Source organism: Xenorhabdus sp. NBAII XenSa04 (genome assembly GCF_963866145.1).
Classification (GTDB): domain Bacteria; phylum Pseudomonadota; class Gammaproteobacteria; order Enterobacterales; family Enterobacteriaceae; genus Xenorhabdus; species Xenorhabdus indica.
In genome coordinates, this window is the sequence record NZ_CAWMEB010000301.1 from 1 (window position 1) to 25,046 (window position 25,046).

25 protein-coding genes and 3 pseudogenes are annotated in these 25,046 nt (G+C 40.6%); 10 read left to right on the forward strand and 18 right to left on the reverse strand.

The window, feature by feature from the left end:
* Positions 1-90 precede the first annotated feature (90 nt).
* Together AAC147_RS20115 and AAC147_RS10750 are read left to right on the forward strand one after the other, a co-directional pair.
* Positions 91-386 (forward strand): annotated as a pseudogene (locus tag AAC147_RS20115) (ISAs1 family transposase); the annotation flags it as partial.
* Positions 385-900: pseudogene (locus tag AAC147_RS10750) on the forward strand (IS481 family transposase); the annotation flags it as partial. The pseudogenes AAC147_RS20115 and AAC147_RS10750, both read left to right, overlap by 2 nt.
* Before the next feature lie 33 nt (positions 901-933).
* Here the strand turns inward: AAC147_RS10750 and AAC147_RS10755 are convergent.
* A pseudogene (locus AAC147_RS10755) lies at positions 934-1,335 on the reverse strand (winged helix-turn-helix domain-containing protein); the annotation flags it as partial.
* Positions 1,336-1,549: 214 nt separating this feature from the next.
* Between AAC147_RS10755 and AAC147_RS10760 the strand changes: the two are divergent.
* The 3 genes from AAC147_RS10760 to AAC147_RS10770 all read left to right on the forward strand — a co-directional run bounded on the left by AAC147_RS10760 (position 1,550) and on the right by AAC147_RS10770 (position 3,495).
* The gene (locus AAC147_RS10760; protein WP_156115345.1) at positions 1,550-1,693 is read left to right on the forward strand and encodes a hypothetical protein; all 144 of its coding nucleotides are present in this window, start codon (positions 1,550-1,552) and stop codon (positions 1,691-1,693) included.
* Positions 1,694-2,186: 493 nt separating this feature from the next.
* Entirely contained in the window at positions 2,187-2,672 is a 486-nt protein-coding gene (locus tag AAC147_RS10765) for a YbhB/YbcL family Raf kinase inhibitor-like protein (protein ID WP_047680837.1), read from the forward strand.
* 43 nt (positions 2,673-2,715) lie between these two features.
* Positions 2,716-3,495 carry an L-threonylcarbamoyladenylate synthase gene (locus AAC147_RS10770; RefSeq protein ID WP_047680840.1) on the forward strand — a complete coding sequence of 260 codons (780 nt, stop codon included), beginning with the start codon at positions 2,716-2,718 and terminating at the stop codon, positions 3,493-3,495.
* A gap of 99 nt (positions 3,496-3,594) precedes the next feature.
* On the opposite strand, the gene AAC147_RS10775 is transcribed toward AAC147_RS10770, so the two are convergent.
* The gene (locus AAC147_RS10775; protein ID WP_047680888.1) at positions 3,595-4,512 is read right to left on the reverse strand and encodes a LysR family transcriptional regulator; all 918 of its coding nucleotides are present in this window, start codon (positions 4,510-4,512) and stop codon (positions 3,595-3,597) included.
* A gap of 223 nt (positions 4,513-4,735) precedes the next feature.
* Here AAC147_RS10775 and AAC147_RS10780 point away from each other — a divergent pair, with 223 nt between their 5' ends.
* Both AAC147_RS10780 and AAC147_RS10785 read left to right on the forward strand, forming a co-directional pair.
* Positions 4,736-6,034, forward strand: coding sequence for a 3-isopropylmalate dehydratase large subunit (locus AAC147_RS10780; RefSeq protein WP_047680843.1), 1,299 nt, complete (start codon positions 4,736-4,738; stop codon positions 6,032-6,034).
* The gene (locus AAC147_RS10785; RefSeq protein ID WP_231571388.1) at positions 6,031-6,612 is read left to right on the forward strand and encodes a LeuD/DmdB family oxidoreductase small subunit; all 582 of its coding nucleotides are present in this window, start codon (positions 6,031-6,033) and stop codon (positions 6,610-6,612) included. The genes AAC147_RS10780 and AAC147_RS10785 overlap by 4 nt, the downstream gene beginning before the upstream one ends.
* Before the next feature lie 131 nt (positions 6,613-6,743).
* Here the strand turns inward: AAC147_RS10785 and AAC147_RS10790 are convergent, their stop codons facing one another.
* Positions 6,744-7,484 (reverse strand): 4'-phosphopantetheinyl transferase family protein, encoded by a 741-nt coding sequence (locus tag AAC147_RS10790; RefSeq protein WP_047680846.1) that lies wholly within the window; start codon positions 7,482-7,484, stop codon positions 6,744-6,746.
* Positions 7,485-7,870: 386 nt separating this feature from the next.
* Entirely contained in the window at positions 7,871-8,500 is a 630-nt protein-coding gene (locus AAC147_RS10795) for a glutathione S-transferase family protein (protein ID WP_047680849.1), read from the reverse strand.
* A gap of 532 nt (positions 8,501-9,032) precedes the next feature.
* On the opposite strand from AAC147_RS10795, the gene AAC147_RS10800 reads away from it, so the two are divergent.
* Together AAC147_RS10800 and AAC147_RS10805 are read left to right on the forward strand one after the other, a co-directional pair.
* Entirely contained in the window at positions 9,033-9,593 is a 561-nt protein-coding gene (locus AAC147_RS10800; protein ID WP_047680852.1) for a cytochrome b, read from the forward strand.
* 16 nt (positions 9,594-9,609) lie between these two features.
* On the forward strand, positions 9,610-10,191 hold the full coding sequence (locus tag AAC147_RS10805) for a YceI family protein (protein ID WP_047680854.1): 582 nt from the start codon (positions 9,610-9,612) through the stop codon (positions 10,189-10,191).
* Between the two features lie 94 nt (positions 10,192-10,285).
* On the opposite strand, the gene AAC147_RS10810 is transcribed toward AAC147_RS10805, so the two are convergent.
* The 6 genes from AAC147_RS10810 to eco all read right to left on the reverse strand — a co-directional run bounded on the left by AAC147_RS10810 (position 10,286) and on the right by eco (position 16,298).
* Entirely contained in the window at positions 10,286-11,566 is a 1,281-nt protein-coding gene (locus AAC147_RS10810; RefSeq protein ID WP_047680857.1) for a glycosyltransferase, read from the reverse strand.
* A gap of 18 nt (positions 11,567-11,584) precedes the next feature.
* Positions 11,585-12,469, reverse strand: coding sequence for a tyrosine isonitrile desaturase/decarboxylase (gene pvcB / locus AAC147_RS10815; RefSeq protein ID WP_047680860.1), 885 nt, complete (start codon positions 12,467-12,469; stop codon positions 11,585-11,587).
* A 48-nt stretch (positions 12,470-12,517) separates the two neighbouring features.
* On the reverse strand, positions 12,518-13,534 hold the full coding sequence (gene pvcA, locus AAC147_RS10820) for an L-tyrosine isonitrile synthase (RefSeq protein WP_047680863.1): 1,017 nt from the start codon (positions 13,532-13,534) through the stop codon (positions 12,518-12,520).
* Positions 13,535-14,595: 1,061 nt separating this feature from the next.
* The gene (locus AAC147_RS10825) at positions 14,596-14,724 is read right to left on the reverse strand and encodes a hypothetical protein (RefSeq protein WP_255347638.1); all 129 of its coding nucleotides are present in this window, start codon (positions 14,722-14,724) and stop codon (positions 14,596-14,598) included.
* 109 nt (positions 14,725-14,833) lie between these two features.
* Positions 14,834-15,529 (reverse strand): aquaporin Z, encoded by a 696-nt coding sequence (gene aqpZ, locus AAC147_RS10830; RefSeq protein ID WP_047680865.1) that lies wholly within the window; start codon positions 15,527-15,529, stop codon positions 14,834-14,836.
* Between the two features lie 295 nt (positions 15,530-15,824).
* Entirely contained in the window at positions 15,825-16,298 is a 474-nt protein-coding gene (gene eco / locus AAC147_RS10835) for a serine protease inhibitor ecotin (RefSeq protein WP_047680867.1), read from the reverse strand.
* A 267-nt stretch (positions 16,299-16,565) separates the two neighbouring features.
* Here eco and AAC147_RS10840 point away from each other — a divergent pair, with 267 nt between their 5' ends.
* On the forward strand, positions 16,566-16,784 hold the full coding sequence (locus AAC147_RS10840; protein WP_047680869.1) for a YdcH family protein: 219 nt from the start codon (positions 16,566-16,568) through the stop codon (positions 16,782-16,784).
* Positions 16,785-16,956: 172 nt separating this feature from the next.
* Here AAC147_RS10840 and AAC147_RS10845 read toward each other — a convergent pair whose 3' ends face one another.
* The 8 genes from AAC147_RS10845 to AAC147_RS10880 all read right to left on the reverse strand — a co-directional run bounded on the left by AAC147_RS10845 (position 16,957) and on the right by AAC147_RS10880 (position 24,634).
* Positions 16,957-17,205: an ogr/Delta-like zinc finger family protein gene (locus tag AAC147_RS10845; protein ID WP_047680871.1), complete on the reverse strand. Its 249-nt coding sequence runs from the start codon at positions 17,203-17,205 to the stop codon at positions 16,957-16,959.
* Positions 17,206-17,293: 88 nt separating this feature from the next.
* Entirely contained in the window at positions 17,294-18,745 is a 1,452-nt protein-coding gene (locus AAC147_RS10850; protein WP_047680874.1) for a contractile injection system protein, VgrG/Pvc8 family, read from the reverse strand.
* Positions 18,746-18,763: 18 nt separating this feature from the next.
* Complete coding sequence (locus AAC147_RS10855) at positions 18,764-19,249, reverse strand: phage tail protein (protein WP_047680877.1); 486 nt, start codon at positions 19,247-19,249, stop codon at positions 18,764-18,766.
* Complete coding sequence (locus AAC147_RS10860) at positions 19,246-22,392, reverse strand: tail protein (protein WP_047680880.1); 3,147 nt, start codon at positions 22,390-22,392, stop codon at positions 19,246-19,248. Before AAC147_RS10860 ends, AAC147_RS10855 begins: the two co-directional genes overlap by 4 nt.
* Entirely contained in the window at positions 22,385-22,504 is a 120-nt protein-coding gene (locus AAC147_RS10865; protein ID WP_197056368.1) for a GpE family phage tail protein, read from the reverse strand. Before AAC147_RS10865 ends, AAC147_RS10860 begins: the two co-directional genes overlap by 8 nt.
* Before the next feature lie 14 nt (positions 22,505-22,518).
* Entirely contained in the window at positions 22,519-22,836 is a 318-nt protein-coding gene (locus AAC147_RS10870) for a phage tail assembly protein (RefSeq protein WP_047680883.1), read from the reverse strand.
* 95 nt (positions 22,837-22,931) lie between these two features.
* Positions 22,932-23,450 (reverse strand): phage major tail tube protein, encoded by a 519-nt coding sequence (locus AAC147_RS10875; RefSeq protein WP_047680885.1) that lies wholly within the window; start codon positions 23,448-23,450, stop codon positions 22,932-22,934.
* Between the two features lie 11 nt (positions 23,451-23,461).
* On the reverse strand, positions 23,462-24,634 hold the full coding sequence (locus tag AAC147_RS10880; protein ID WP_047680886.1) for a phage tail sheath protein: 1,173 nt from the start codon (positions 24,632-24,634) through the stop codon (positions 23,462-23,464).
* Positions 24,635-25,046 lie beyond the last annotated feature (412 nt).

The following is a 25,046-nucleotide window of genomic DNA, read 5'->3' on the forward strand; positions in this document are numbered from 1 at the left end:
AAGTTAGATTGGTATATAACTTAGGGCAAGAGCGTGAATATTTTCTAATCAGAAATAAATTCATTGATTCGATCGAATAGCTGTGATCTTATACTCTCTCTTGAAAGCCCTACCGAACATTTTTCAAATATCGAATATCCGTGCCAGACAGCTAAAGTTGATGGCCCTCTGTTTGCCGCACTTCGTGCGGTGATTGCTGGCGCTGAGGGCTGGAGTGATATTCAGGAATATACTGAAGGTCATCATGACTGGTTCCTTAAACAAGGCATGTTTAAAGAAGGCATTCCTGTTGATGACACCTTTGCCCGGATTATTTCTCGGATCAAACTAGAACGTTTCCTCTCTATTTTATCAACTGGATGCGTTCGGTTCACCAACTGACTAAACTTTAAAAAACGGTTGAAAGCGTTCGAGGAGGAGGAAGTCGGCACTGAAGGCATCATCCTGACAGAATGCAACTCATCGCGCTGGAAAAAAAACAGGATGATGAAGCGTGCGGTGAAATTGAAACCGAACATCCCGGTTATCTGGGGCCCCTGGTTTATGTGGGGAATTTCAAAGGCGTCGGCGGATTTATCAGCAAACGTATATTGATACTTACAGTAAGGTGGCTCACTGTAAGCTTTACACGACCAAAACCCCGATTACCTCGCAGATTTACTTAACGGTAAGGTATTGCTGTTATATGAAGAACATTATTTGTCTGTTACGTATATTAATTGACCGGAGAACGGAATGCTGTGGTAAGTGGATAAACATGACTATAAGCTCTACCTCGCGAGAAGTGATATAGACCACACCAAAAGGAAAGTGATGTCGCCCAAAACCAATGGTATTTGTAAACGTTTTCATAAAATGATCCTTTAAGCGTTTAATCAGATAGCCTTCCGCAAGAAGCTCTAAAGGAGCCTTGAAGGACTGCAACAAGATCTGGATGACTGGTAGTGCATTACAACTATTTTTCAGAGACTGGTAGTCATCAATAAATTGTTGCTGTTTATCCGCATCAAATTTATGAGGCACTCCGTTTGGTTTTTTGTAGCTGAAACCTTGGCGGTGAAGCCATTTCGTCATTCCACCCACGCTGAAAGACGCCTGCCAACGTGCCCGGACATAGGCCACAATTTGAGGGTAGTATGCATCAAATTTGCCGTCAAATAATCAATCTTCATGAATACGCAAGGCCTGTGCAATCATCTGAGCTGTCCAGCCTTCGGAGGCCAAAAGCACGGCCTTAATGCGATCACAGACTCGACTGTCACGAGTTGTCTCATGCATCAATTCGAGGGCACGTTTTTGTTTTGGTGTCAGATGAATTTTCGTGGTTGTAAGCATGATCTGGTTTGGATAAGAAATCAAGCATCTTCAATGGTGGTTGGTATATCAGGGCAAAATCTATTGTGGTCGAATGCCAATGGAAACTTTACTGGATGAAAAACGGGTTTGGGCTGAAAAGAATTTAACCCAAATCTGATGAGATGGAACGTCCCATATGGCGTCAATTGTACCAAAATGAAATAAGCATATTCATTTTATGGGAGCGCCCATCATGCATCATGAAATTCTTGGTATTGATCTAGCTAAATCTGTTTTTCAGCCCTGTTTACTTACCGGTAACCATGTTGTGTTTAATAAAAAAATTACCCGAAGTCGGTTACTGGATGCTGTCAGACAATGGAACCCAGTACTTTGATTGCCATGATGACCTGTAGTACCGCCCACTATTGGGGATGAACGATTGAACATCTTGGTTTTGAGGTTTGCCCTATTCCTCCTCAGCACGTGAGAGCCTTCGTTAAAAACCATAAAAATGATGCCAATGATGCTTTGGCAATCAGTGAAGCTGCGAATCGGCCTGGTATGCATTTTGTTCCGGTAAGAACCTGTCTCAACAAGACCCTTGCGTTCTCCATAATATCCGACAGTCTCCCTCGGTGATCACACTAGTACATGTCGGATAATTTTAAGTAACCCCATCATAATTCAAAATCAGTGTTGCAAAAATGAGATGACCATAGATTCTTTCTCTACTCTATCCTTACCGCAATCATATAAATAAAAAAATCCCCCCAAAACTCACTTATTGTTCCCAAATTGAAACAATCAGGCAAAATCATAGCTTAATCTTGCAGCATAGAAAAACTGCGTTAGGATGTTTTAAAAGGCATTTCGATGAGGAGAGAAGCATGATAATCACTTCAACTGAATTTAAGAATAATGACTTCTTGCGCAAAGAGCATGAATTTAACGAATTTGGTGCCAATGGTGGTAACCGTTCACCTGAGCTTGCCTGGACAAATGTTCCAGCCGGAACAAAAAGTTTTGCTATTACGGTCTATGATCCGGATGCGCCAACAGGCAGCGGTTTCTGGCATTGGGTTGTTTTTGATATTCCGCTGGAAATACAAACTTTACCCGCAAATGCGGGACGGAGTGATGGCAATAAGCAGCCAGCTGGTGTGATCCAAAGTAAAAATGATTATGGCGTGTTCGGCTTTGGCGGGCCTTGTCCTCCTGAGGGAGATAAAGCTCATCGCTATATTTTTACGGTACATGCCTTATCGGTAGAGAAACTGGGTATTGATTCAGAAACAACAAACGCGGTTGCGCGTTTTATGATCCAGGCCAATACTCTGGCAACAGCCACTATTACCGGTTACTACCAGCGTTAACGGATTAATCGTTCTTCAGTTTTAAGTTAAAGGGTATCAATATATGAGCGGTAAAAAAATTCAATGGAACCAAGGGATACAGCAGGAAGCGGTAGAGATCCTGTCTAATGATGGTGGAATGATTGTTTGTCCAACTAAAGTGGGCTACATCATTATGACTTCCGATGCGAAGGGGCTGGAACGTAAATTTGAAGCCAAGCAGCGTAATCGCAATAAACCGGGAGTAGTGCTGTGTGGATCTCTGAAACAACTTAAAGAGCTGGCTCAGCTTAACCCGGAAATTGAAGAACTTTATCAAAAACATTGGGATGCAGATGTATTACTGGGTTGTATTTTGCCATGGAAAGAAGAAGCTGTAAGTCGCATTCCCGATGATGGTTCCAAAGAATTGATGATGGATAATCGTGGTACAAGCTGCTTCGTGATTAAATTCGGTAAACCCGGCGAAATTCTGGCGAAAGCATTGTGGGAAAAATACGGTAAATTCTCTTTTGCCAGTTCAGCTAATCCATCAGGTAAAGGTAATCGGGGATTGGTTGAATGTATCGGTGAACGTATTGAAGAGCGTGCAGATTTGATTATTGCCGCTAATGATTATGTTAAATCTATCCAGCCAAATGAAACTGAACAAACCCGTTATGAACAGGGTGTGATGATTTCAATGGTGGATGAAAACGGCAAATTAGTTCCGGTACAAAATGGTCAGCGTGATATTACGCCGTGTCCGGTATTGATCCGTAAGGGGTTGGATGTCAACAAAATTATGGTAATGATGTCTGATATTTTCACGACTTGGGATTACCGTCACGGTAACTATTATTGATAGATAACTGTTACTGATCATTGTTGGTCTGACAGGGTGATATTCGTTGCGGGTACAGCATTGTGGATACTGTGCTGTACTCGTAAAAATTTTCTTGGCTTATTTCTGTCTGTCATTTTCCAGATCTTGTCTCAGCTTATGCTGTAAGGTGTTGGCAAAAAACCGTACACGTGAAGAGAGTGTCTCTTCTGATTTAAACAATATCCAGGACTGATAGATATCCATGTTCCATTCGGGAAGAAGTCGTATTAACTTTCCGGCTGCTACGGATTCATGGGTGATGTAATCCGGCAGATAGGCAATACCAGCACCAGCCAGCGCAGAACTCATCAATGCTACGCTGTTATTGATGCGAAATCGGCTGCGTACTTCAATATCAAATTTATGCCTTTCTTTTCTAAACGGCAGAGAAATAGTATGTGCGGGGCCACGGAAGAGCAGGTAATCATAGCGGGGAAGATCTTCCGGTTTCTTGATGGCTGAAAACTGCTTGATATAGTCTGGAGCGGCGTAAAGCCCCCAAGTGATATCAATCAGAGGCATAACAAGTGGATGATTTGGTGTTTCACGTCCTATCACAACGGCTATATCGCAGTGATCATCTTGCATATTAATAATTCTGTCTGTCAGTTCCAGATCAACACTGACATGGATATTCCCGGCGACAAAATTGTTCAGGACAGGAACAATACATTGGCTACCAAAGGATACCGGAGCAATCAGGCGCAGGCTACCCATTGGCTCTTCATGAAAATTGCGGATAAAACGTTCGGCATTTTTGGCTTCATCAAGAATACGGTGGCAGTACTGGTAATAATTCATCCCGACTTCTGTCACCTGGATTTTGCGTGTGGTTCGGTTGAGTAATTGAGTGCCCAATCTGACTTCTAGCTGTGCAATTTCACGGCTGACAGAAGACTTGGACAGCCTTAATGATTTTGCCGTTTCGGTAAAACTCAGTGTCTCCACTACATGGGCAAAGATCACCATTGAGGTAAGATTCTCAATATTATTCATAAAGTAATCTGATGATTTATTCCGAAAAACCATAACATATCACAAGTTCTGCGAAGAAATACCAATATTCCTGGTGGAAGTTTTTCTTGTGACGAACGATTGTTTCATTATAGAAACAGTGTGCTATATGATGGCATTTCTCCAGAATAAAGAGTAGTAATCTTATCAGGATTACAATTTTTTCTTTTTCAGTATGTCTAAATTTTTTGGAGGACAATGTGAGATGAACCAAACTATAACTCAAAAAATTCTCGCACGAGCAAGTGGGCACAAACATGTCACTCCGGGTGAAGTGGTTTGGGCGAAAGTGGATATTTTAATGTCTCACGATCCCTGTACGCCGGGTGTCGCCAGTGTATTTAAAAAAGAGTTCGGTCAGGATGCCAAGATATGGGATCCTGACCGTTTTATTATGATCCCCGATCATTTTGTCTATTCCGCTGATCCACAGGCTAATCAGAATATTCGGGTAATGCGTGAATTTGCCGCTGAGCAGAAGATTAAATATTTCTATGATGTAGGGACGCCTAATTATAAGGGAGTTTGTCATATCGGGCTGGCTGAGGGAGGGCATACCCGTCCCGGAGAAGTCCTGTTGGGTACAGATTCCCACACGGTGACTGCGGGGGCTTTTGGTACATTTGCGATTGGGTTAGGCATTACTGATGCCGCTTATGCGATAGGAACGGGAGAAATTCCGCTCAAAGTTCCGAGCTCTATTCGTGTGAACTTTATCGGGACTAAACCCGTTCATGTTCTGGCTAAAGATATGATCTTGGCGGTATTGGCGGAATTAACTGTGGATGGAGCAACATATCAGGCTATCGAGTTTGGTGGAAATGTCATTGATGAATTATCTGTCGAAGAGCGAATGACGATTTGCAATATGGTCGTTGAATGTGGCGCTAAAAATGGCATTATGGTGCCGAATCAGGCGACGCTCGATTATCTGGCAGAGAGAAATGATATTCCTTTTGACATCGTTTACCCCGATGAGGACGCACAATATACAAGGGTGTTAAATATCGATGTTTCTGATATGCAGCCGAAGATTGCCAAACCCCATTCCCCAGATAATGTTGTTTCCATTGAGCAGGTTGCCAATGTTGCGATTTCACAGGCGTATATCGGCTCCTGTACAGGCGGCAAACTGGAAGATTTTGTTGCCGCCGCCCGTATTATAAAAGGGCATAAAGTCAAAATTCCGACTTATGCTGTGCCGGCAACAAAAGAAGTGTTCCATAAAACTATCACCACCCAGATTGATGGTATGTCTGTCTATCAAATCTTAAGCGATGCAGGAGTGAAACTTTCTGCTGAATCTGGATGTGCCGCCTGCTGCGGTGGCCCGCCGGATACCTTTGGTCGTGTTAATGATCCAATATCAGTGATATCCACCACCAACCGTAATTTTATCGGAAGAATGGGGCATAAACGTGCCAATATTTATCTTGCTTCCCCTTATTCTGTTGCTGCGGCAGCGATTACCGGTCAGATCACCAATCCGGGAGAATTTTTATGAGTGATGTTGCTATGAGTGATGTTGTTTTGAATGAACAAAAGGAAAATATCATTCGTGGTCAGGTCTATGTATTGGCTGACAATATTGATACTGACCAGATTCTGGCCGGAGAATATATCAAAGTAAATCCATCTACGCCTGAAGGCTATGCGCAGTTGGCTTCATTGGCGATGTGCGGATTACCGGAAGGATCGTTGCCTTTTATTGATGAAGAAAAGGGAAAAGCAAAATATCCGATTATTGTGGCAGGGCAGAATTTTGGTTGTGGCTCTTCCCGTGAACATGCAGTGGCTGCTTTAGGTGCTTCTGGCGTAAAGGCGATTTTAGCGCAATCTTATGCCCGTATTTTCTTCCGTAATTGTGTTTCTACCGGAGAATTGTTACCTGTTGCGGCACAGGAGCGTCTGTGTGACAAATTAGTTACGGGAGACAGTGTTGAGATTGATATTGAAAACCAGACGGTGACTGTGTTGAAAAGTGGTGAACAATATCCGACTGACCCTGTGGGAGAACTGGCCAATATTGTTGCTGCTGGTGGGCTGTTCTCTTATGCGCGGGCAACCGGAAGAGTTAAGTAATACTGGGCTAAATCATATCGATGTAACATGCCAGTAAATTATGAACTGGCATGTATTTTGTCATCTCATCTTGCAAGTTGCAGCTTGGTAAGTTGCGTCGTCAAATCTTTCGAGTTTTTCATCCCCTATTTTTATCCCACAATATAGGTCAATATCTGTTGTTGTGGCATCAGAACGAAATTTCCATGGAACTGGCAACCCGCTTGATATTTATCAGATAGTGTTTGTCGTAATTTAATGGTTATAGTGCGATGGATACCGTCAATTTCCATAATCTCTGCTGCATGGAAATCGAAAAATCGCTTTACATGGGGATAGAGCGCTTTAAAAAGACTCTCTTTAATGGAAAAAACGAGCGTAAAAGCCTGAATAAAAGAAAGTGAGCATTTTGAAAGTAATTCAGCCTCAGCTTCATTGATAATACTGGCTGAAACACTGTCGATGGTGTCCTGTTTAATTTCCTTTTCGATATCAATGCCTATTAGTTGATATTTATCGCTGGAAGCAGCAAAAACGATAGCGCAATGGGTTGAATGAGAGATGGAACCGTAAATTCTTTCAGGCCAGACAGGGGAACGATCTTTTGCTGTTTCCACCTGAAACTCAGGATGCCCCATGGTCTTCAATATCTGTCGGGTGCAGTAACGAGCTGCCAGATATTCTGCCCGTCGTTTGGTAACAGCGTTATGCAACCGTGTGGGGTAAGTAATGCCATATTTATCAAATAAATTATCCTGATAGACGTTGGGAGCAAAATAAGTCAGCATAACTTGAATCTCAGGGTGATCAGATAATTGGCCTCTTTGTATGTCCGTGAAAAAAGGTTCATTGATGGCGGTCATTTGTACAGGGATAAAAGTAATTTCTTTCATTATTTTTCGCGGGAATTATTTGTTGGAAATATTGGTAAATTGTCTTCGGCTGATTTTGCCATACTTGGTTTTTAGTTCACTAATTTGTTAACTCTTTTTATACTGTGCTTTTTTATCGTATAAATAAGCTTTCAAAATAGTAGATCACTTGGAGGGAACTCAGTCCAATTTTTGCGATCTGATTAATCGCCAAACCAAAAAAAAACCAAAATGAGCTGAGTGATGCCAATCATAGCACCAGTACCCCGAAGTGAACGACGCCTGATGAAAAAATTTATTCATAAAACCCGGGATAAAGATAATGAGTGTATCGTTATTATGAAAGCTTATTTATTACGTACGCTGGTCAAAAATTTTGCCACTGCCAAAAATAACCAGCTGTATAATTAATATGCTATTATAGGCTCTTTTACTGCGGCTTCTACCCACTCTATCATCGCCGGATGATTAAGCATGCGATCAATCCATGCCTGACTGGTAGCAGAAAATGTTAACCCGTAAGTCCGGGCACGGAAAACCACTGGAGCAAAAAAGGCATCTACTGCTGTAAACGAATCTCCCGCCAGCCATTTACCACCAAACTTGCTTAACCCTTCAGTCCAGAGTGTATCAAGACGATCAAGATCATTTTGTAATTCAGGCGTTATTTTTTCTAATTTAAGTGTATTTGTGCAATTCATGGCGCACATTTGGCGCAATGTCGTAAAACCAGAGTGCATTTCTGCCGCAGCACTCCTTGCCCATGCTCTGGCAATACGATCTTTTGGCCAGACCTGCGCATGATCCTCTGAAATATATTCAGCAATAGCCAATGAATCCCAAACAGTAATATCACCATCCACTAAACAAGGAACAAGACCAGAAGGCGAGAATGCTTTGAATTTCTCATGGCTACTTTTGCTATCCTCAAAGTAACTCAACTGCTCATTGAAAGGAATATTCAGCGCCTTGAGTAAAATCCACGGACGTAGTGACCAGGAAGAGTAGTTTTTATTCGCTATCCATAATGTATACATTTTATTTCTCTCTGTTAGCCCCTGCATAATTCAATTTACCGCTTTGTTGGCTGAAATTAGAAGTATATTGGGTATGATGATGAAATATTGCACATGTAACATTACAATTTCTGACCATATGAGTAAATAAATATATAAATTAATATTGTTATTTTTACATGTGCGATAGTTGTATGTGAAATTTATACATATATGAAATAGTGCCATATGTTATAGTTGCACTAACTCTTTAATTATTTAACTGTATCCCTAAAGTAAGAAATAATTTTTCAACCCATCTTTAATTAATTTAATTTATTTTTTATATATCGAATAGGAATATAAATATTCCATTTGTTTTTTATTCTATCAAAAATACACCAGCTAATTTTATTATTGATAATTTTTGATATTCTTAAACAAATTATTTGGTGAAGATTCACAAAAATAATACTAAACTTTCATCTATTATGATGTTCATTTTTTTTCATTTCTGTTTACTATCTATGTTAAAAGATTGTATTTTGTAAGTGATCAAAAATAAGGAAACAATATGTTGTTAAAAAACACTTCCAGGCAATTTGGTCATATCTCTGTTTTAATCCACTGGTTAATTGCGCTTGCTGTTTATGGAATGTTCGCTCTAGGTTTATGGATGGTCACATTAAGTTATTACGATACCTGGTATCATCGAGCTCCCATTCTTCATAAAAGCATCGGTTTTTTAATTTTTATTATTATGGCCATTCGTGTTATCTGGCGATTTATTTCTCCTCCGCCAAAACCCCTGAGTAGTTACAGCCAACTTACACGAATCAGTTCAAACTTGGTTCAGTTCACTCTTTATATCGCCTTGTTTGGCATTTTATTCAGCGGATATTTTATCTCTACAGCGGATGGTCAGCCTATCAGTGTTTTTGGATGGTTTGATATCCCCGCCACACTGGCAAAACAAGGTGTACAAGCAGATACAGCCGGTATTATCCACCTCTATCTTGCCTGGCTGGTCGTTGTGCTTTCGCTATTACATGGGCTTGCAGCTCTGAAGCATCATTTTATTGACCGCGATAGTACGTTAAAAAGAATGTTTGGACTCCCTCCCGACTCAAAATAAATTATGGAGAATCATTATGTTGAAAAAGACGCTAATCGGCCTGACAGCAGGTGCTTTATTTATGAGTGCAGGCTCAGCAATCGCTGCTAACTATAAAATTGATACTGCTGGCCAGCACGCCTTTATCGAGTTTCGTATCCAACATTTAGGTATGAGCTGGCTTTACGGTAGCTTTAAAAAATTTGATGGTGATTTTACTTTCGATGCAAACAATCCAACAACGGATAAGGTCAATGTCGTTATAAAAACAGATAGCGTAGAGACAAACCATGCTGAACGCGATAAACACTTACGCAGTGCCGATTTTTTAAATACCACAAAACATCCGGAAGCCAAATTTACTTCAACCAAGGTGGAGAAAGAGGGAGAGCACTACAAAATTATCGGTAATCTGACATTGAATGGTGTGACTAAACCAGTAACGCTGCAAGCAAGACTAATGGGCGAAGGTAAAGATCCGTGGGGCGGGTATCGCGCAGGTTTTGAAGCTAACGGGAAACTTAAATTGAAAGATTTTAATATTAAAACTGATTTAGGGCCCAAATCTCAGGAAGTTGAACTGAATATTTCGTTGGAAGGTATTCGAGAAAAAGCCTGATACTTTTTAAAATCATTTCTCCTATCCTTTTTGCTTTTCAAGTTGCAGATTTGTTGGCTGCAACTTGAAATTAAACCATGATCTCTGTCGCTACTTAAACCGACTGTGCAAGCAATTTATTAACATGGAATGTAATAGACTCCAGAGCGTTATGAGCAGCATAATCTGCCTTAAGTTTCTGCGCCTGCTGATACCATTCAGGAGAAGAAAGTATCCGTGTGACTGCCTGATAAAGCTGTTGTTCACTCGGTGTATCTGTATTCAGGCTGATACCACAGCGTGCCCAGATAACACGGGCAACCGCTTCCAGCTTACCATCTCCTGTACCAGCCACAACCATAGGTACACCATGACGAATTGCTGCATTGAGAGAACCATATCCACCATTAGTCATAAAAATTGCTGAACGGGGAAGCCAATATTCAAAGTTAAGATATTCCACTACTCTGGCATTATCCGGTATTGATTCACCCAACATTTCAGCCGGTCTTCCTGCGGTGATAGCCAAAACGCGTACTGGTAAATTCGCCAGGGCATGCAAAGTCGGTATTATTAACTGATTGAAATCAACATTCGCCAATGTACCTTGGGTAACCAGTATAAGTGGCAAACTCTCATCAGGCCATTCCAGTTCTTTTTTATCATCCTGTACATCAACTTTCAGCGCACCAATAAAATCCAGTGTTTCGGGCAGATCATCACGCGGAAATTCAAATGACTGAGTTGCCAATTGCAAGAAACGATCAGATTGTTTCAGAATGACATCGTTATAATCCTGTGTCAGCAAAGGCGCATTCACTGTGGCCAAAGCTGTGTTAAAAGCGTCCTGGACCTGTGCAATCAGCTTGTGAGTTTCCTCATCCACCAACTGTTCACGTTTTAAATCGGCAGGAAGCAATTCGGGCGGTATACGTGCACCCCAGAATATGGCATCCCGAGATGACAATAACAGCGGACTTACCCCAATCACCATGACAGGAATACGTTCATGAGCAGGCTTTTGTAATAAGGGCAATACAGCATAGAACGTATTGTCAACAATCAGCAAATCAGCATCTGCAACCAGTTGTTGCAATTGAGGATATAGTACAGGGATCGGCCCGGCAAAAAATTGCTTAAGAGAAAACGACGTCTGGGCATTTCCCGGCGGATGCTGTCCACGTTCAGGAAACTTTTTTTCCAAATAACGGTAATCAACATCCACTCTCGGATCAAAAGCAACAAAACTCGCCCCTAGCGCTTCCGACTGTTGCCGAAAAAGAGAACCACTGAATATTGTTACATCATGTCCCTGTTCTATTAAGTGTCTGGCAATGGAACAAATGGGAAAAACATGTCCCGGAGTTGCAATTGCTGCCAAAACAATACGCGCCATAAATCAAATCTCCTTCAATTAAACTGCCTTACTATCTGAAGGCGGCGTGGAAATAGTCTTAAAGCTAGTGTTATTACATATTGGTGTTCCGTGAATATGTACCCTTTGGAGATGGCGGGATGAACGAGCAATAAAAGATTCTCTGCCATGTAGTAAAGTAAAGTTATCACTAATAACAATATCACCCGTTTGCCACTGATGAGCAAGGAAATAGCGCGGTTCATAAAGCCTGCTCTTCAGATCTTTTTCCAAAACCTTCTGCTGCTCTGGTGAAAGACCGACAAATTTGACAGTGTGATGATCAGAATATTTTTCACAGTCAACCGCCATCGGTTCGTTGTAACGCATTACCCATTTCTCACCATCAGGATGAAGACAAACCAGTGGAGAAACTACCTCACCACCATAATGTGTTACGCGGCTTGTACGGTAAGTGACAATAGTATTTTTCCAGCTATGACGTTCATCTTCACTGGCATCAAGGACCAACTGTTCAGTATTAATAAATGTGGTTCGGCCCCCCTGAGTTGTTTCTGGTGCTGAAACACAATGGAATATCTGGAATTCCGGAATAGTTTCTCTATACATCCCATCCCAGTGCAGAGGTACTTCAGTACTGTCTAATACATGGTCAGAAGGGTCCTGATGTTCCATCACATCCAATACAGCGCCAAAAGGCCACATCATGATTTCTCCCCAACGGCGAGAATACTCAGTCAACTTTTCTGGATCTGTAAAACCGGAAGAAAAACCGCGTAATATAACCAGTAAATGAGTACGAGCTAACTCACGTAAAGTATCAACAGGTAGCGTGCCCACATCCTGCTCAGGCCAATTTGGCGTAATCATCACACCAAAAGGAGTAATCGGTTCAATGTGACAATCGAGTTTATCTGTATACATAATGCTTTCTCTCAAAGTGCAGTATAACGATGGAGGATAGAGATATTCCTAAGCTGTTTGCTTATTCTGTAATGTAGTCACCAGAGGTACATCCTGTTGACTTATCTCAGGTAAACCTTCGATCAAGTAATGGCTTGGAACACCACGGATTTCGACCAATTTGCCTTGCATTTTTTTCACTTCATCACTTTTCATCAGCACAAACTGACCATTGATATTGGCTGCGACACCATGCCACGGTGTCAGCCAGTCATCTCGGGTAGGCATCATATGGATGCCGATTTTAATGTTGTCCATAGGTTGAGGATGGATAGAAAGACGGATGGCTTCAGGGAATTGTTCTGACAGCAGACTTCCCCAAGCCCAACTACGTTGGATCACGCCAACAGAACGGTGGCGGGCATCTTTCTGCAACGCATTTTTAGAACCGATATATTCAGGTAATAAGCTATCTTCATAAAGGAAACGAGTAATCGCCCGATATAATTGAATACCCTCTTCGCTTTCTTTCAATGTGGCTTTAATCTCCTCAGTAGAATAAGCATAGTTACTGACTAGCAATTCACGTAGTTGATCGTAATTGCTGGTATATTGAGTTAATGACTCAACATTACCGAGATTAAATACCGAGAGATTAGTCAATCCCAATTCATGTAACAGTTTCTCAATTTCCAATTGATAAAGAGTAACAGTTTTATCATTGACCCGTATCAAATCACTAAATACATGCCCATCAGAACAAATAATAATATGCGCCCCTGGGGGATAATAAAGCTGAATACGTTGACATAAAGAATTCAAAAAAATCAGCGATAATTTTTCTGCCATATCAGGCATAATGCCCAATACCTTACGGGGGTTTGGTGATTTTGTCGGAAACGCTGGCAGGATACATTTAATCGTTTTGCCTTGCTCAACAAATGCGCGAATACGTGGTAACTGAACCTCGGCAACGTGTTTTTCCTCATTTTCAATTGTATGTTCAGATGTTGGAAAACGACGTCTATATTGCAATAATTCCTGCAAGATTTTTCCTGACACCTTTTCTATATCAAAGTATTTCATAATTCATTCCTAGCTTATTATATTCACTTCAATACAAATAATTCCTACCTACAGAATATCTGTATTAGATATTTACTAATGATATTATTTGATATAACCCAATAAAAAATTCAAAAACAAAATTGAAAAGTTATAAGGTTATAATTTTTTTTAATATAAAAACCACAAAACCCAGGAATTTTAAATTCACTTAACTAAACAATAAGTTATGCCGACAAAATCAGGTAATTAATAAAAAAGCGACAAACTTAAGCTTGTCGAAAATATTATAATCAACCTCCTCTATGGAAATAAACAAGGTAACATCTTATTAACATGAATCATACATGACAATCATATAATACATAAATAATAATATTTGTTGTATATAATGTATTTTATTACATGTACATATATAAAATAATATAGCCATTTAATATCTATGAGCAAAGAGAAAAAGCTTAGGAAAAAACAATATAAAGAAGAAATTTCACTTAATTAAACTAATTAGAAATTTTAACTTATTAATTTAGCCCACTTTATATAGAAAAATTTTTTATAAGTTATACTATTTATTACTGTTAAAAATATTAATTAAGTGATAAGAAAATGACATATAATGTTCTTGATAATAAAACAGAAAAAAGCAATACTGCAAAGTCACTTTTTCCACCGTAAACTACTTCAATCACGCTCCATTAACATACTCGTTTTATGATCCACCAGACTTTGGGAGGCGTTCAGGGAAGAGCTTCCGGACATCCTATTGATAAAATGGAAAAAGACACTGACCGTAATTTCTGGATGGGGCTGTAAGAATCTATGATTATGATATCGTAGGGAAAATTATCAGCCATTGGCACGAATTGAAAGATGAAGAGTATGGTCAATGATGGCTGTTTTATGACTTTGATAGGTTTATACCCTTCTTTATGAACGCATCACCGTTTGCAAAGGCTTCCGGGAATGTGTTTCCTTGTTGCCACGACTCAAGCTAATTATTCTGGGTTTTCTCCAACATCCATACAAAATCTTGTTTTGTGACAGGAACAAATCCAAATTTTTTATATAACCAACCCGCATCAGAAGTGACTAATGCCAAGTGCTAAAAATAATTGCGTAAGATTATTGTGAACAAATTTCACATCAATTTTATTTTTATCTGTTGTGATCCAATATTCGTCACGTTTCCACTCCATCGCTTCTTTCATCTTCTTTTCCTTTTCAGAAAAATTAGCTGTGCAAAGAAATTATCACAAAAACGCTTAAAAGAAAGCCACACAATGGTGTGGCATTTCAAAATATGAAAACCTCCATGATTTACTCATTTTTTTGTAATAATCCGCGATATATCAAACCACCAATAATTCCCCCAATTAATGGAACCAACCAGAATAACCATAGCTGTTCTATAGCCCAGGTTCCCTGAAAAATCGCAACTGCTGTACTTCTTGCAGGGTTAACTGACGTATTTGTCACAGGTATGCTAATTAAATGGATCAAAGTTAATGCCAAACCAATTGCCAATGGCGCGAATTTCGTTGGCGCATTTTTATCTGTCGCGCCAAAAATGACGATCAAGAAAAATGCTGTTAACACCAATTCAATGATAATTGCAGATTGTAATGAAAATCCCCCAGGAGAATGCTCCCCATAACCGTTAGATGCAAATCCACTCTCTGTTGCATTAAAGCCACTTTGACCACTGGCAATCAGATAAAGTACCGCAGCGGCTGCAATTCCTCCAATTACCTGAACAATAATATAAGGAATAACATCCTTAGCTGAAATACGCCCACCAGCAAATAATCCCAATGTCACAGCCGGATTAAAGTGCCCCCCGGAAATATGACCAACAGCATATGCCATTGTCACAACAGTTAAACCAAAAGCTAGAGATACTCCTACAAAACCTATCCCTGTCTGTGGAAATGCCGCAGCTAAAACAGCGCTTCCACACCCTCCAAATACTAACCAAAACGTTCCGAATAACTCCGCTGATAATTTTTTAAACATTCTATGAATCCTCAATAATATTTGCATGAATGCAAAAGAATCCAAACAAAGTTTAGTTAGTATTTTTAAGTATGTGCAAGGAACTGTCAGCAGAAAATAAGTGATAGAAAAACATTACGAATAATGATTTTATAATTATCCAGATAGAAGATATCTGAATCTAATGGAAAGTAGGCAATAAGTCATTTACCATGATGAATAGATTAATCTGAGGTACACAACATTCATATTCAATACATAACAACCTGAGTTTAATGATAATAAACTCAGGTCGCTGATTTATTTAATTAATAATTTATTTCTCTACCGCGTTATTGATCTTATCTGACGCATGCCAAATACGGTATTTCACTTTCATGGTATCTGGTGTATATACTACAATTGGTAATTTACTGTTATAACGTACAGCTGCATCTTTTCCTAAATTCACCTGAACGAATTTCATAGTTTTCTTGCCATCAGGGCATGCCATCTTGGTTGAAATAGGACCCATGACCTTATCCAAAACGTAGTAATTATATCCCCACCCTTCCAGGGTTTTCGTTTCAAGCTTGCCGCCGAATGAATGATGATTACAATCCACCAACATATCCTTACCAATTATCAACTCCACCATATAATTATTTTCGTTCTTTTCAGGTGATAATGTAATCACACTGCGAACCATACCCTTTGAAGCTTCAGGATAAGGAGCTATATTTTCAAGTTTATCAGCCTGAGCATAAACAGAAACAGCCATAGCAGCTAAAGCAAGTAGATACTTTTTCATTTTTCACCTCTTGATATGTTTAACAATGCAAGAGGATCATAACAACGAAAATCCCTAAAGAAATTATGCTTTTTTGGCAAGGCACTGATTTTTACCACTATTCTTTTAGATAAAAGCAACTCTCTCGGATATAAAATAAATTTACATTAACAATCAGAAAGATACATAGTTTCTACAAAATATTTTTTATGTGATATTTCTCAAATCTGATATTACAATGGGCTGCTACACTCATAGTGTGGTAGCAAACTTCGTATAGGAGGTCCCATGTTTCCAGAAGATCACAATTTAGTATCTAACCTGAAAGAATCTCACCCCCGTTTCCAATCCTTGTTTGAAAAACATAACCGCCTTGACCACGAGATATCGCAACTTGAAGGCCCGAACGGAGCCGGCTATAACGAAAAAGTTGTGCGATTAAAAAAAGAAAAATTGCATATAAAGGATGAGATGCAAAGGATTTTGCAGGCAGAATCTCAGAAGTAACCCTGCCATAGACTGACGCCTGCTACGCTGAAAAGCGGGCGTCTCATGAAAGCACTTATTTGTTTGTCATTTCCCTACAATAAAGTTCTCAAATCAAGAACTGAAATTGTCAAACATCCACAAAAAAGCCACCATAAAGGTGGCAAAAATTGGAGCAAGGTTTCTTCATTATTTATTGGCTTACAGCCGCTTGTGTAACAGCTTTCTGGCGAGGTTGTCTTTTCGTTTTTACCCTTGGATGTGGTGTAACACTTTCAACTTCCCCCGGCTTAGAGATAAAGCGCACAAACGTTTCATGGCTGACAAACGTTGCCCCGCAATTGATATTCTGGCATTGGTTATAGCGCTCCTTTGTTTGGCTGGAATGCTCAAAGCTGCTGCGAGTATGTGCTGACTGACCACACAGAGGACACTTAATCATAATTATTCACCTTTCTTGAAAGCATTGTTTTTAATGAAATAACACTATCTCGTCTGGTGAACAATATATCAAAGTTCTCATATTGAGATCAAGTGTTTATTTTGGTATCCTCTGGTTTGATTTCTATTTCATCAAGCTTAATCTCAAGATCTAAAGATGTTGTAAAACCACTGTCATTGAGATTGTGAGTCACTTTAACTATCGTCCAATTAGTTTCGTCTATCTGTGGTTTAAACCCCCTAATCAGAACTGGTGTTTCAGGATAGATGTCAGCACGTCCTCTGGCCAAAGTGATAGAAAACTGCGCTGTACCTCGTTGAATTTTTTCCCAGGCTGCTTTGGCAGCACGTTCTGCCTCTGCTTTGTTGTGATAGATCCGCGAAAGTGTCAGTATATTCTCCGCTGTTCCCTGCAAATACTCTTGTGTTTGTTGTTGGTTCGTCGTTGTTTGATGAGATCCATGCACAGATTCTCGCTGTTCCTCATAGGAATAGGAGTGACTTTCATCTCTACGACTATTTTTGTCATGCCGATTTCCTCCTGTACGACGAGTCCTATCATAAGGAGATTTCTTCCCTTCTTTCGGTTTAAGATTTTTTTTCGACAAGTCGGTAGCACCCGAATTTTTCTTTTTTTCTTTTTTTAGTTTTTCTCTATCCCTATGTTTAGAAGACTTATTACTTATCTGAGAATGATTTTTAGTTGATGACTTAGTTTTGCTGCTTTCGTAGTGAACGGAGACATCAATTTTTGTTTTTGTCGACTCCTGTCGTTGATAAGTGACTGTCTGTTTAGATGCTGTACCTGTGTCCCACCATTGAGCAATCACACCAGTATAAGCTTCACGATCAGACAGAGAGAATCGATGGCTATCCCCTGATTCACGAGTAATCACAACAGGAGTAATAGGCGTACCACTTGCAGTCTTATTTTTTCCCTGACAAATAAACAACAATTCGCCATTTTTAACTGAAACAATCGCGCCTTCCTGCTTAGCCACCCGCGTTAAAAAGCTCACGTCAGATTCGTTAGTTTGATCAATATGCATAGAGATCCCTTTCAATTCCTCACTGACTTGAAATTTCAGTTGGTTTCTCGTAGCAATCGTACTCACAATGTTCTCTAACGTGAGTTTATGATAAGAAGCTTCACGCTTTACGTTCAGGTCGCCACGAAAGTCCGCGCTACGAGCACGGATAGTCAATCGGTCAGGTGTACCTGAATGTTCAATTTCATCAACGACATATTTTCCCTTTGGCGTTAAAGTGTGGCCATGCCACCCCAGTTCCAATGTCAAAATATCGCCTCGGGAAGGAAAAATAAGTTCGCGATCTGCATCATCCAATTCAATATCGAGCTGATCTGATTCCAATCCACGGTTATCTGTCAGTGTTAATGACATTAAACGCGACTGAATTTTTCCTGTGATATCTTTGCTATTAGTTTCCAACCGAAAAGCTGGCGCCCCCGTTTTCCCAATAATCAAATCAAATTTGGGAATCCAATCTGTGCCTGGTGTCAATTGACTGAAATCTATCATGAGAATATTTCCTTAACTTTATCCATTGGTCTGATCTTTAAGCTCAGAAAACTTACTCAGCGGCTTAGATAACTTATCCTTGATGTCAGATAGCTGATCCTGCAAATCACCCAACATCTCAAACAAATTGTTGTCTACCCGCCGTAAAGTCAGCGTAAAGCTAATTTTGCGGGGCGCCCCGCCTGACATAAATTCGGTTTTAGTCTCATCAATACTTTCAATGACAAACATGCCGTAAATCGAGCCACTGCCATCAATAAAAGACCACGCTTTGCCACTATCTGCCATCAATTTCAATGCAGTCAGTGAAAGCGAACCGCCGGTCAGTTCAGGATAAAGTTCTCCCGATAATGTAATCGTATCGTTATCTGAACCCACAAATTGCCATGCAGGCCGTGCTCCCACACGGCTATTAAAGGCATGTCTCCAGCTTTGTTTATGCTGAAAACTTTGGTATGGCGTGGTTTTCAACATAAAAACAAATAAACCAAGTGCAGCCATCATAAGAAATCTTCTCCTCTGTCAGAAAGTGAGCTACGCATACGGGCCTGATGCATACGTTCTCGTTGTTCCAGTTCCTGTCTGACCATACGGGCGATATCCTGAGCGGACTGTCCCTGAGAGCCATAGACATAGATGTTATATTGCGGTGTTGCGCCACTGTATTGCTGTGGCTGGCTCCGCTCCCGTTTTGCCTGAACTTCCTCATAAGCATGAGCAGGTAAACTTTGTGCGTGCAACGGGGCATTCTGCGCCGCAGCAGGCAATGACATTGAGCTGACAGCAAGCCCCAAAGCAGCCAGTTTTGCCGTATTTTTTCTACTGGTGACATTGGCAGGACCGTTAATAATTTCAGGACCATATTCACCCACGAGGCCTAGCTTCCCGGCTGGAATAAATCCTCCTGAATCGTGCTTAGTGATTTGTACCGCTTGTTGTGTTGTGTCGCTCTTAGTAATTTGTGCCGCTTGTTGTGTTGTGTCGCTCTTAGTAATTTCCTGCGATGTTTTTACAGCAATTTCCTTTTTATCATCGCCATACCACCACGATTTAAAAAAATCTGTAATTGAGGAAAACTTACTTTTCAGGTTTTCCCATTTCTCCTGAATACCAACTAGCAAACTATCGATCATTTCTGACCCAGCCGTTTTTAATTTTTCAGGAATAGCCTGAACATCAGCAACAATTTCATTCCATTTATCTGAAATTGATTTTTTAACGCTCTCCCAGATTTCAGATGTACTCTGTTTAACAGATTCCCAAGCCCCACTTATTATCGTTTTAACAAACTCCCAAGCTTCTGAGGCACTTTGTTTAATGGTGTCCCAGTTTTGGTAAATAATGCCGATTAACCCACCACTCATGAAATAATTCTTAATACCTTCCCACGCTGTACTGACAAGGTTTTTAATTCCTTCCCAGGCAATACCGAAGATATTTTTTACACCATCCCATAAGGCAGTAAATTTTGCCCCCAATGATTCCCAATTCTGCCAAATATAAATAGCAGCCATTGCGATAATACCAATAACAGCAAAAATTGGGTTTGCCATCATAGCCCGGCCAATAAACAGCATTGCCTTACCTAACACGCTGAAAGCACTACTTAAAAAAGACAGGCCTTTTACACCAACACTTGCCAGAATATTTATGCCATTACCCAAAACACCAAAAACTTTTTGACCAATATTCCCTAATGCACCTAAGCCTCTTCTTTGTTTTCCAAAAGTATCTTTATTACCTTTGTTAGATAACAAATCAGCACCATTATTCAGTGAGCCAAAAACCTTATCCCCGGTTCTACCAAAAAAATCCATGGCAGCTCTTAGTGCTTCCAAAGCCTCAGCTCCGAATTGTGCGAATGCCTTCAAGCCATCTCTTAAATTCTCCATAGCCTGAATACCGACTTGCGCAAATCTATTCAGATTGGCTCTTAATTCTTCCAGTCCCTGAACCCCAATCTGGGTAAATATATCCAGACTGGATTTCAATTTATCCAGTGCCTGAACGCCTAGCTGTGCAAAGAAATTGAGGCTGGCTTTTAATTCTTCCAGAGCCTGCATACCCAATTTAGCGAATATATCCAGCGGAGATGTTAATTTATTCAGCGCCTGAACCCCTAACTGCACAAACGCATCCAGTGTGGATTTTAATTTATCCAACGCCTGAGTACCCAGTTGTGCAAATATATCCAGTGGGGCCGTTAATTTATTTAGTGCCTGAACTCCCAACTGCACAAATGCATCCAGAGTGGACTTTAATTTATCCAACGCCTGAACGCCTAATTGTGCAAAAAAGTTTAGACTAGCTTTTAATTCCTCAAAAGCTTTAAGTCCCAACTGCACAAATGCATCCAAACTGGATTTTATTTTATCCAGCGCTTGAACACCTAATTGTGCAAAAAAGTTCAGGCTGGATTTTAATTCCTCAAAAGCTTTAAGTCCCAACTGCACAAATGTATCCAGGCTGGATTTCAATTTATCCAACGCCTGAATACCTAATTGAGCAAAGAAATTGAGGCTGGCTTTTAACTCTTCAAAGGCTTTGATTCCTAACTGGACAAACATATCTAAAGGATATGTTAATTTATTCAGAGCCTGAGTCCCTAACTGTACAAACGCATTCAAGCTGGTCTTTAATGTATCCAGTGCATGGCTACCTAATTCTGCAAACCTATTCAGGCTGGATTTCAACGTCTCCAAAGCCTTAATGCCCAACTGCGCAAAAGTATTCAAGCTGGTCTTTAATGTATCCAGTGCCTGGCGGCCCAATTCCGCAAATTTATTCAGACTAACTCTCAGATCAACAAAAATCTGAATGCCAAACTGCGCAAAAATATTCAGACTGGCTTTTAGTTCGATAAAAGCACTAACTCCCAACTGCGCAAAGAAGTTCAGACTGGCCCTTAATTCCACAAATGCCTGCAACCCCAATTGCACGAAAAAGCGCAAACTCGTTCTTAGCGCGACAAAAGCCCGAATACCTAATTGTACAAAAAAGTTCAGACTGGCCCTTAATTCCACAAATGCCTGAATCCCCAGCAAGACAAATATATTTAATCTGATTCTTAACGTATCAAATGCTTTTATGCCGATATTACCAAATATTTGTATATGACTAATTAATGTTTGGAATGTGACTTTTACAAAACCAGCAGTTAAATTCAAAACCCCATTAATTTTATTCAGCATGCCAAATAAAATAGTTATCTGAGGATTAATATTAATAACCAATTTATCTAACAATTTAAAATTGTTAGTCATATTGCCTGTCACACCAAGATTAAATTCATTTTTTTTACTGGATGAATTTTCCTGTCGGACATTCTGGGTCATTTGGACCACATTAGCTGATTGGCTGGCGGCATTTACCTGTATCACTTTTGGGGAATTTTGCCGCACAGAAAAAGATTGTTTAATTGTTTGATTATAGGCCTTAAGTTCGGCCCGCATACGCGCAGTTTCCTGCGCATAACCTATAATGGGTTTTAATTTTTCAACACTCTTATTGAGTTTTTTAAACTGGTTATAAATTTTATCTACTGAACCTACCAGTTTTTTCTGATGCTGTTGAAAAGATTTAAAGGAACTGGTCAGCTTACCAACAGTACTCAGTACTTTGTTAAGCTGTGACTGTATATTACTCATTTTCTGCACCACTTCTTAAAATGGCCCGATGTCGCCAGTCCAATAATTCCGACAATAACATTTCATCTGTGTCTGCCGGAGTCCAGTGAAAAACGGTGGCAATATCTGCCACCAGTTCATCAACGGTTAATCGTTCTGGGAATCGGACTTGACCGACTTCGGCAACAAAAAATTGACCACCTCCACACTGAGATTAATCAGATCACCAGGTGACATCATCATCAGGTCATTTTTGGTCAATGCAGGAGTGGTAACACGTGGCAGAACCAGCAACATAGAATCCACATCCATTTCCAGCAGTGCCTGTAAACGAGCACCGCGCAACGCACCACTGGTAGGTTTACGTACCGTCACTTCCGTGATTTTTCCGTTGCCTCGCGCCAGTGGAGCTTCCAATTCGATTGTGCGCAGATCTTCATCTTGAGTTTTCAGTGCTTCAGTCATAATTCAACCTTGTTTATCCGAGTAAAAACCTGTCTCAGCCGCGTTATGCTGATTGAGACAGGGAATAAGTTTTAAATTTGTTAATAAAAGAGTGATTAAAAAAGACCGATAGCGCGGCGATGCTGCGCCAGGCGATCTTCTCCGCCCACTTTCTCAACCATGTTGACGGTGTCGATTTCAATCAGTTCTTCACCATCCCAAGTCAGTTTGAAATAAGTGTTTTTAGCGGTAATTTTGGTTTGAGTGTTGTCGCCTTGTTTATAAGTACCGTGATCGAATTCCTGGAAACGGCCACGCATAACAACTTCAACTGCAACCACGTCACCCGTGTCTTCGCGCTCAAAAGAGCCAGCAAAGCGCAACATAACGCCATCAACTTGTGCTATGCCCCACTGTTTGTACAGTTGAGCTTCGACGCCACCCAGAGTGAATTCCGCATCCAGTGCGCCTTCATCCAGACCCAGATCCACCATTGCACTGCCGTTCATACCGGCACCGCGGTAGGCTTCCAGTTTACGGCTCAGCTTAGGAAGAGTTAGCTCTTCCACAATACCCTGATAATTGTTGCCATCATTGAACAAGTTCAGGTACTTAAGTTTGCGAGGTAATGCCATCAGTTAGCCCCTTATTTATTGATACTTTTTGCGAAATCCATCAGGTAACTATCTGTAATGCGCTGGCGTAACATCATGTTTTCCAGTGGCGGTACAGGGGTATAGTCGTAATCGATGGTCAATTTGCCTGCTTTCAGGGTGTCTTTATCGTTGGCTTTGTCGTCATACCAGCAGCGGCCATCGATGATATAGCCACCTGCTTTCAGTTCACGGAACTTGGCATTGATACCTTCGAGAATGTCGCGTACCAGCGATGGGGTCAGTGGTTTATCAATTGCCCACATGTGCGCTTCAGCCATCGTATCAGCCAGAACCTGAGCGGTACGGGTGTAGCTTTCGAACTGGAACAGTGGATCATCTGCACAAGTACGGGAACCCCAGAAGCGGAAACCGTTTTTGCGGATCAGTGTAGTGACGCCACTTTTGTTCAACAGATCAGCGTCAGTCGCGGTATCTTGCAGATCCCAGAAGACATCAGCAGACAAACCCGTCACACCGTTGACACCAACGTTGGACAGGGTCTTATGCCAGCCAGTCTCTTCGTCGATTTTGGCGCGCAGACCCAGAGCACGAGCGGTTGCAAACGCGATAGCTTCGCTATTGGTAACGGTATCCCAACTCAGGAAATCTGGCCAAATCAGCATCAGCTCACGCTGATTGAAATTGTCGCGATATTTGATCACTTCTGAGATATTTTTGCAGGCATAAGCGCTGACATACGCCATTGCTTTTAGTTTCTGAGCAACACTTGCCAGTTCAACAGCAACTGCTTTTGAATCCAGACCCGGAACGCCCAGAATGCGTGGTTTAACACCGAGTTGGCTTTGTGCTGCCAACAATGCCTGCATACCGGTTTTCTTACCTGCATCAGTGACACCACCGATGATATTAGAAACGGTTACTTCTTCAGATTCGCCCTCAGCCACACGAACAACCACAGTCACAGGCAGAGCCTGAGCAGCAATTGCTTTTAGTGATGCAGACAAAGTGCCTTTTTTTCCAGCCTTACCACTGGCGCTCATAACGTCAGTAATCAGGACTGGAGTATTTAATGGAAATGTTTTTTCGTCTGCGTCAGGAGCAGTACAAACCATACCTACGATAGCAGTGCTAACGGTAGTGATAGTACGAGTACCTTCATTAATTTCCTGAACACGGACTCCGTGATGATAATCTTGTGCCATATTAGCGTTCTCTCCTGTTAAGGTGTGCTGATATATTGGCGGATTGGACGTGGGAAATCATTCGATTGGCTGTGTGTGGGGGAAGGTACAAATCTATATTAATATTTTTATTAATAATCAATATGTTAATTTTATATTTGATTTGTTTTTGTATAGGAGAGAGAAATGAGTAGTTTTTTGTGAGGGCAGTCTTTTATTGACCAAACAATGACCTTTTTTAGTCTATTTTTAGCTCAAAATTGGTTTAAAATTTATTCTATTCAATATTATTTCAAGTAATTCGAGTTTTTGGTTATTTTTTGACAAGCTAAATTGGGTCATTTTCACCTCTATTTATTGGTTTTCAGGGGATAGGAGATTGGATCTTAGCTAGGATCATAAGGATCTAAGGATTGTAAAAAACCTCGGTTTA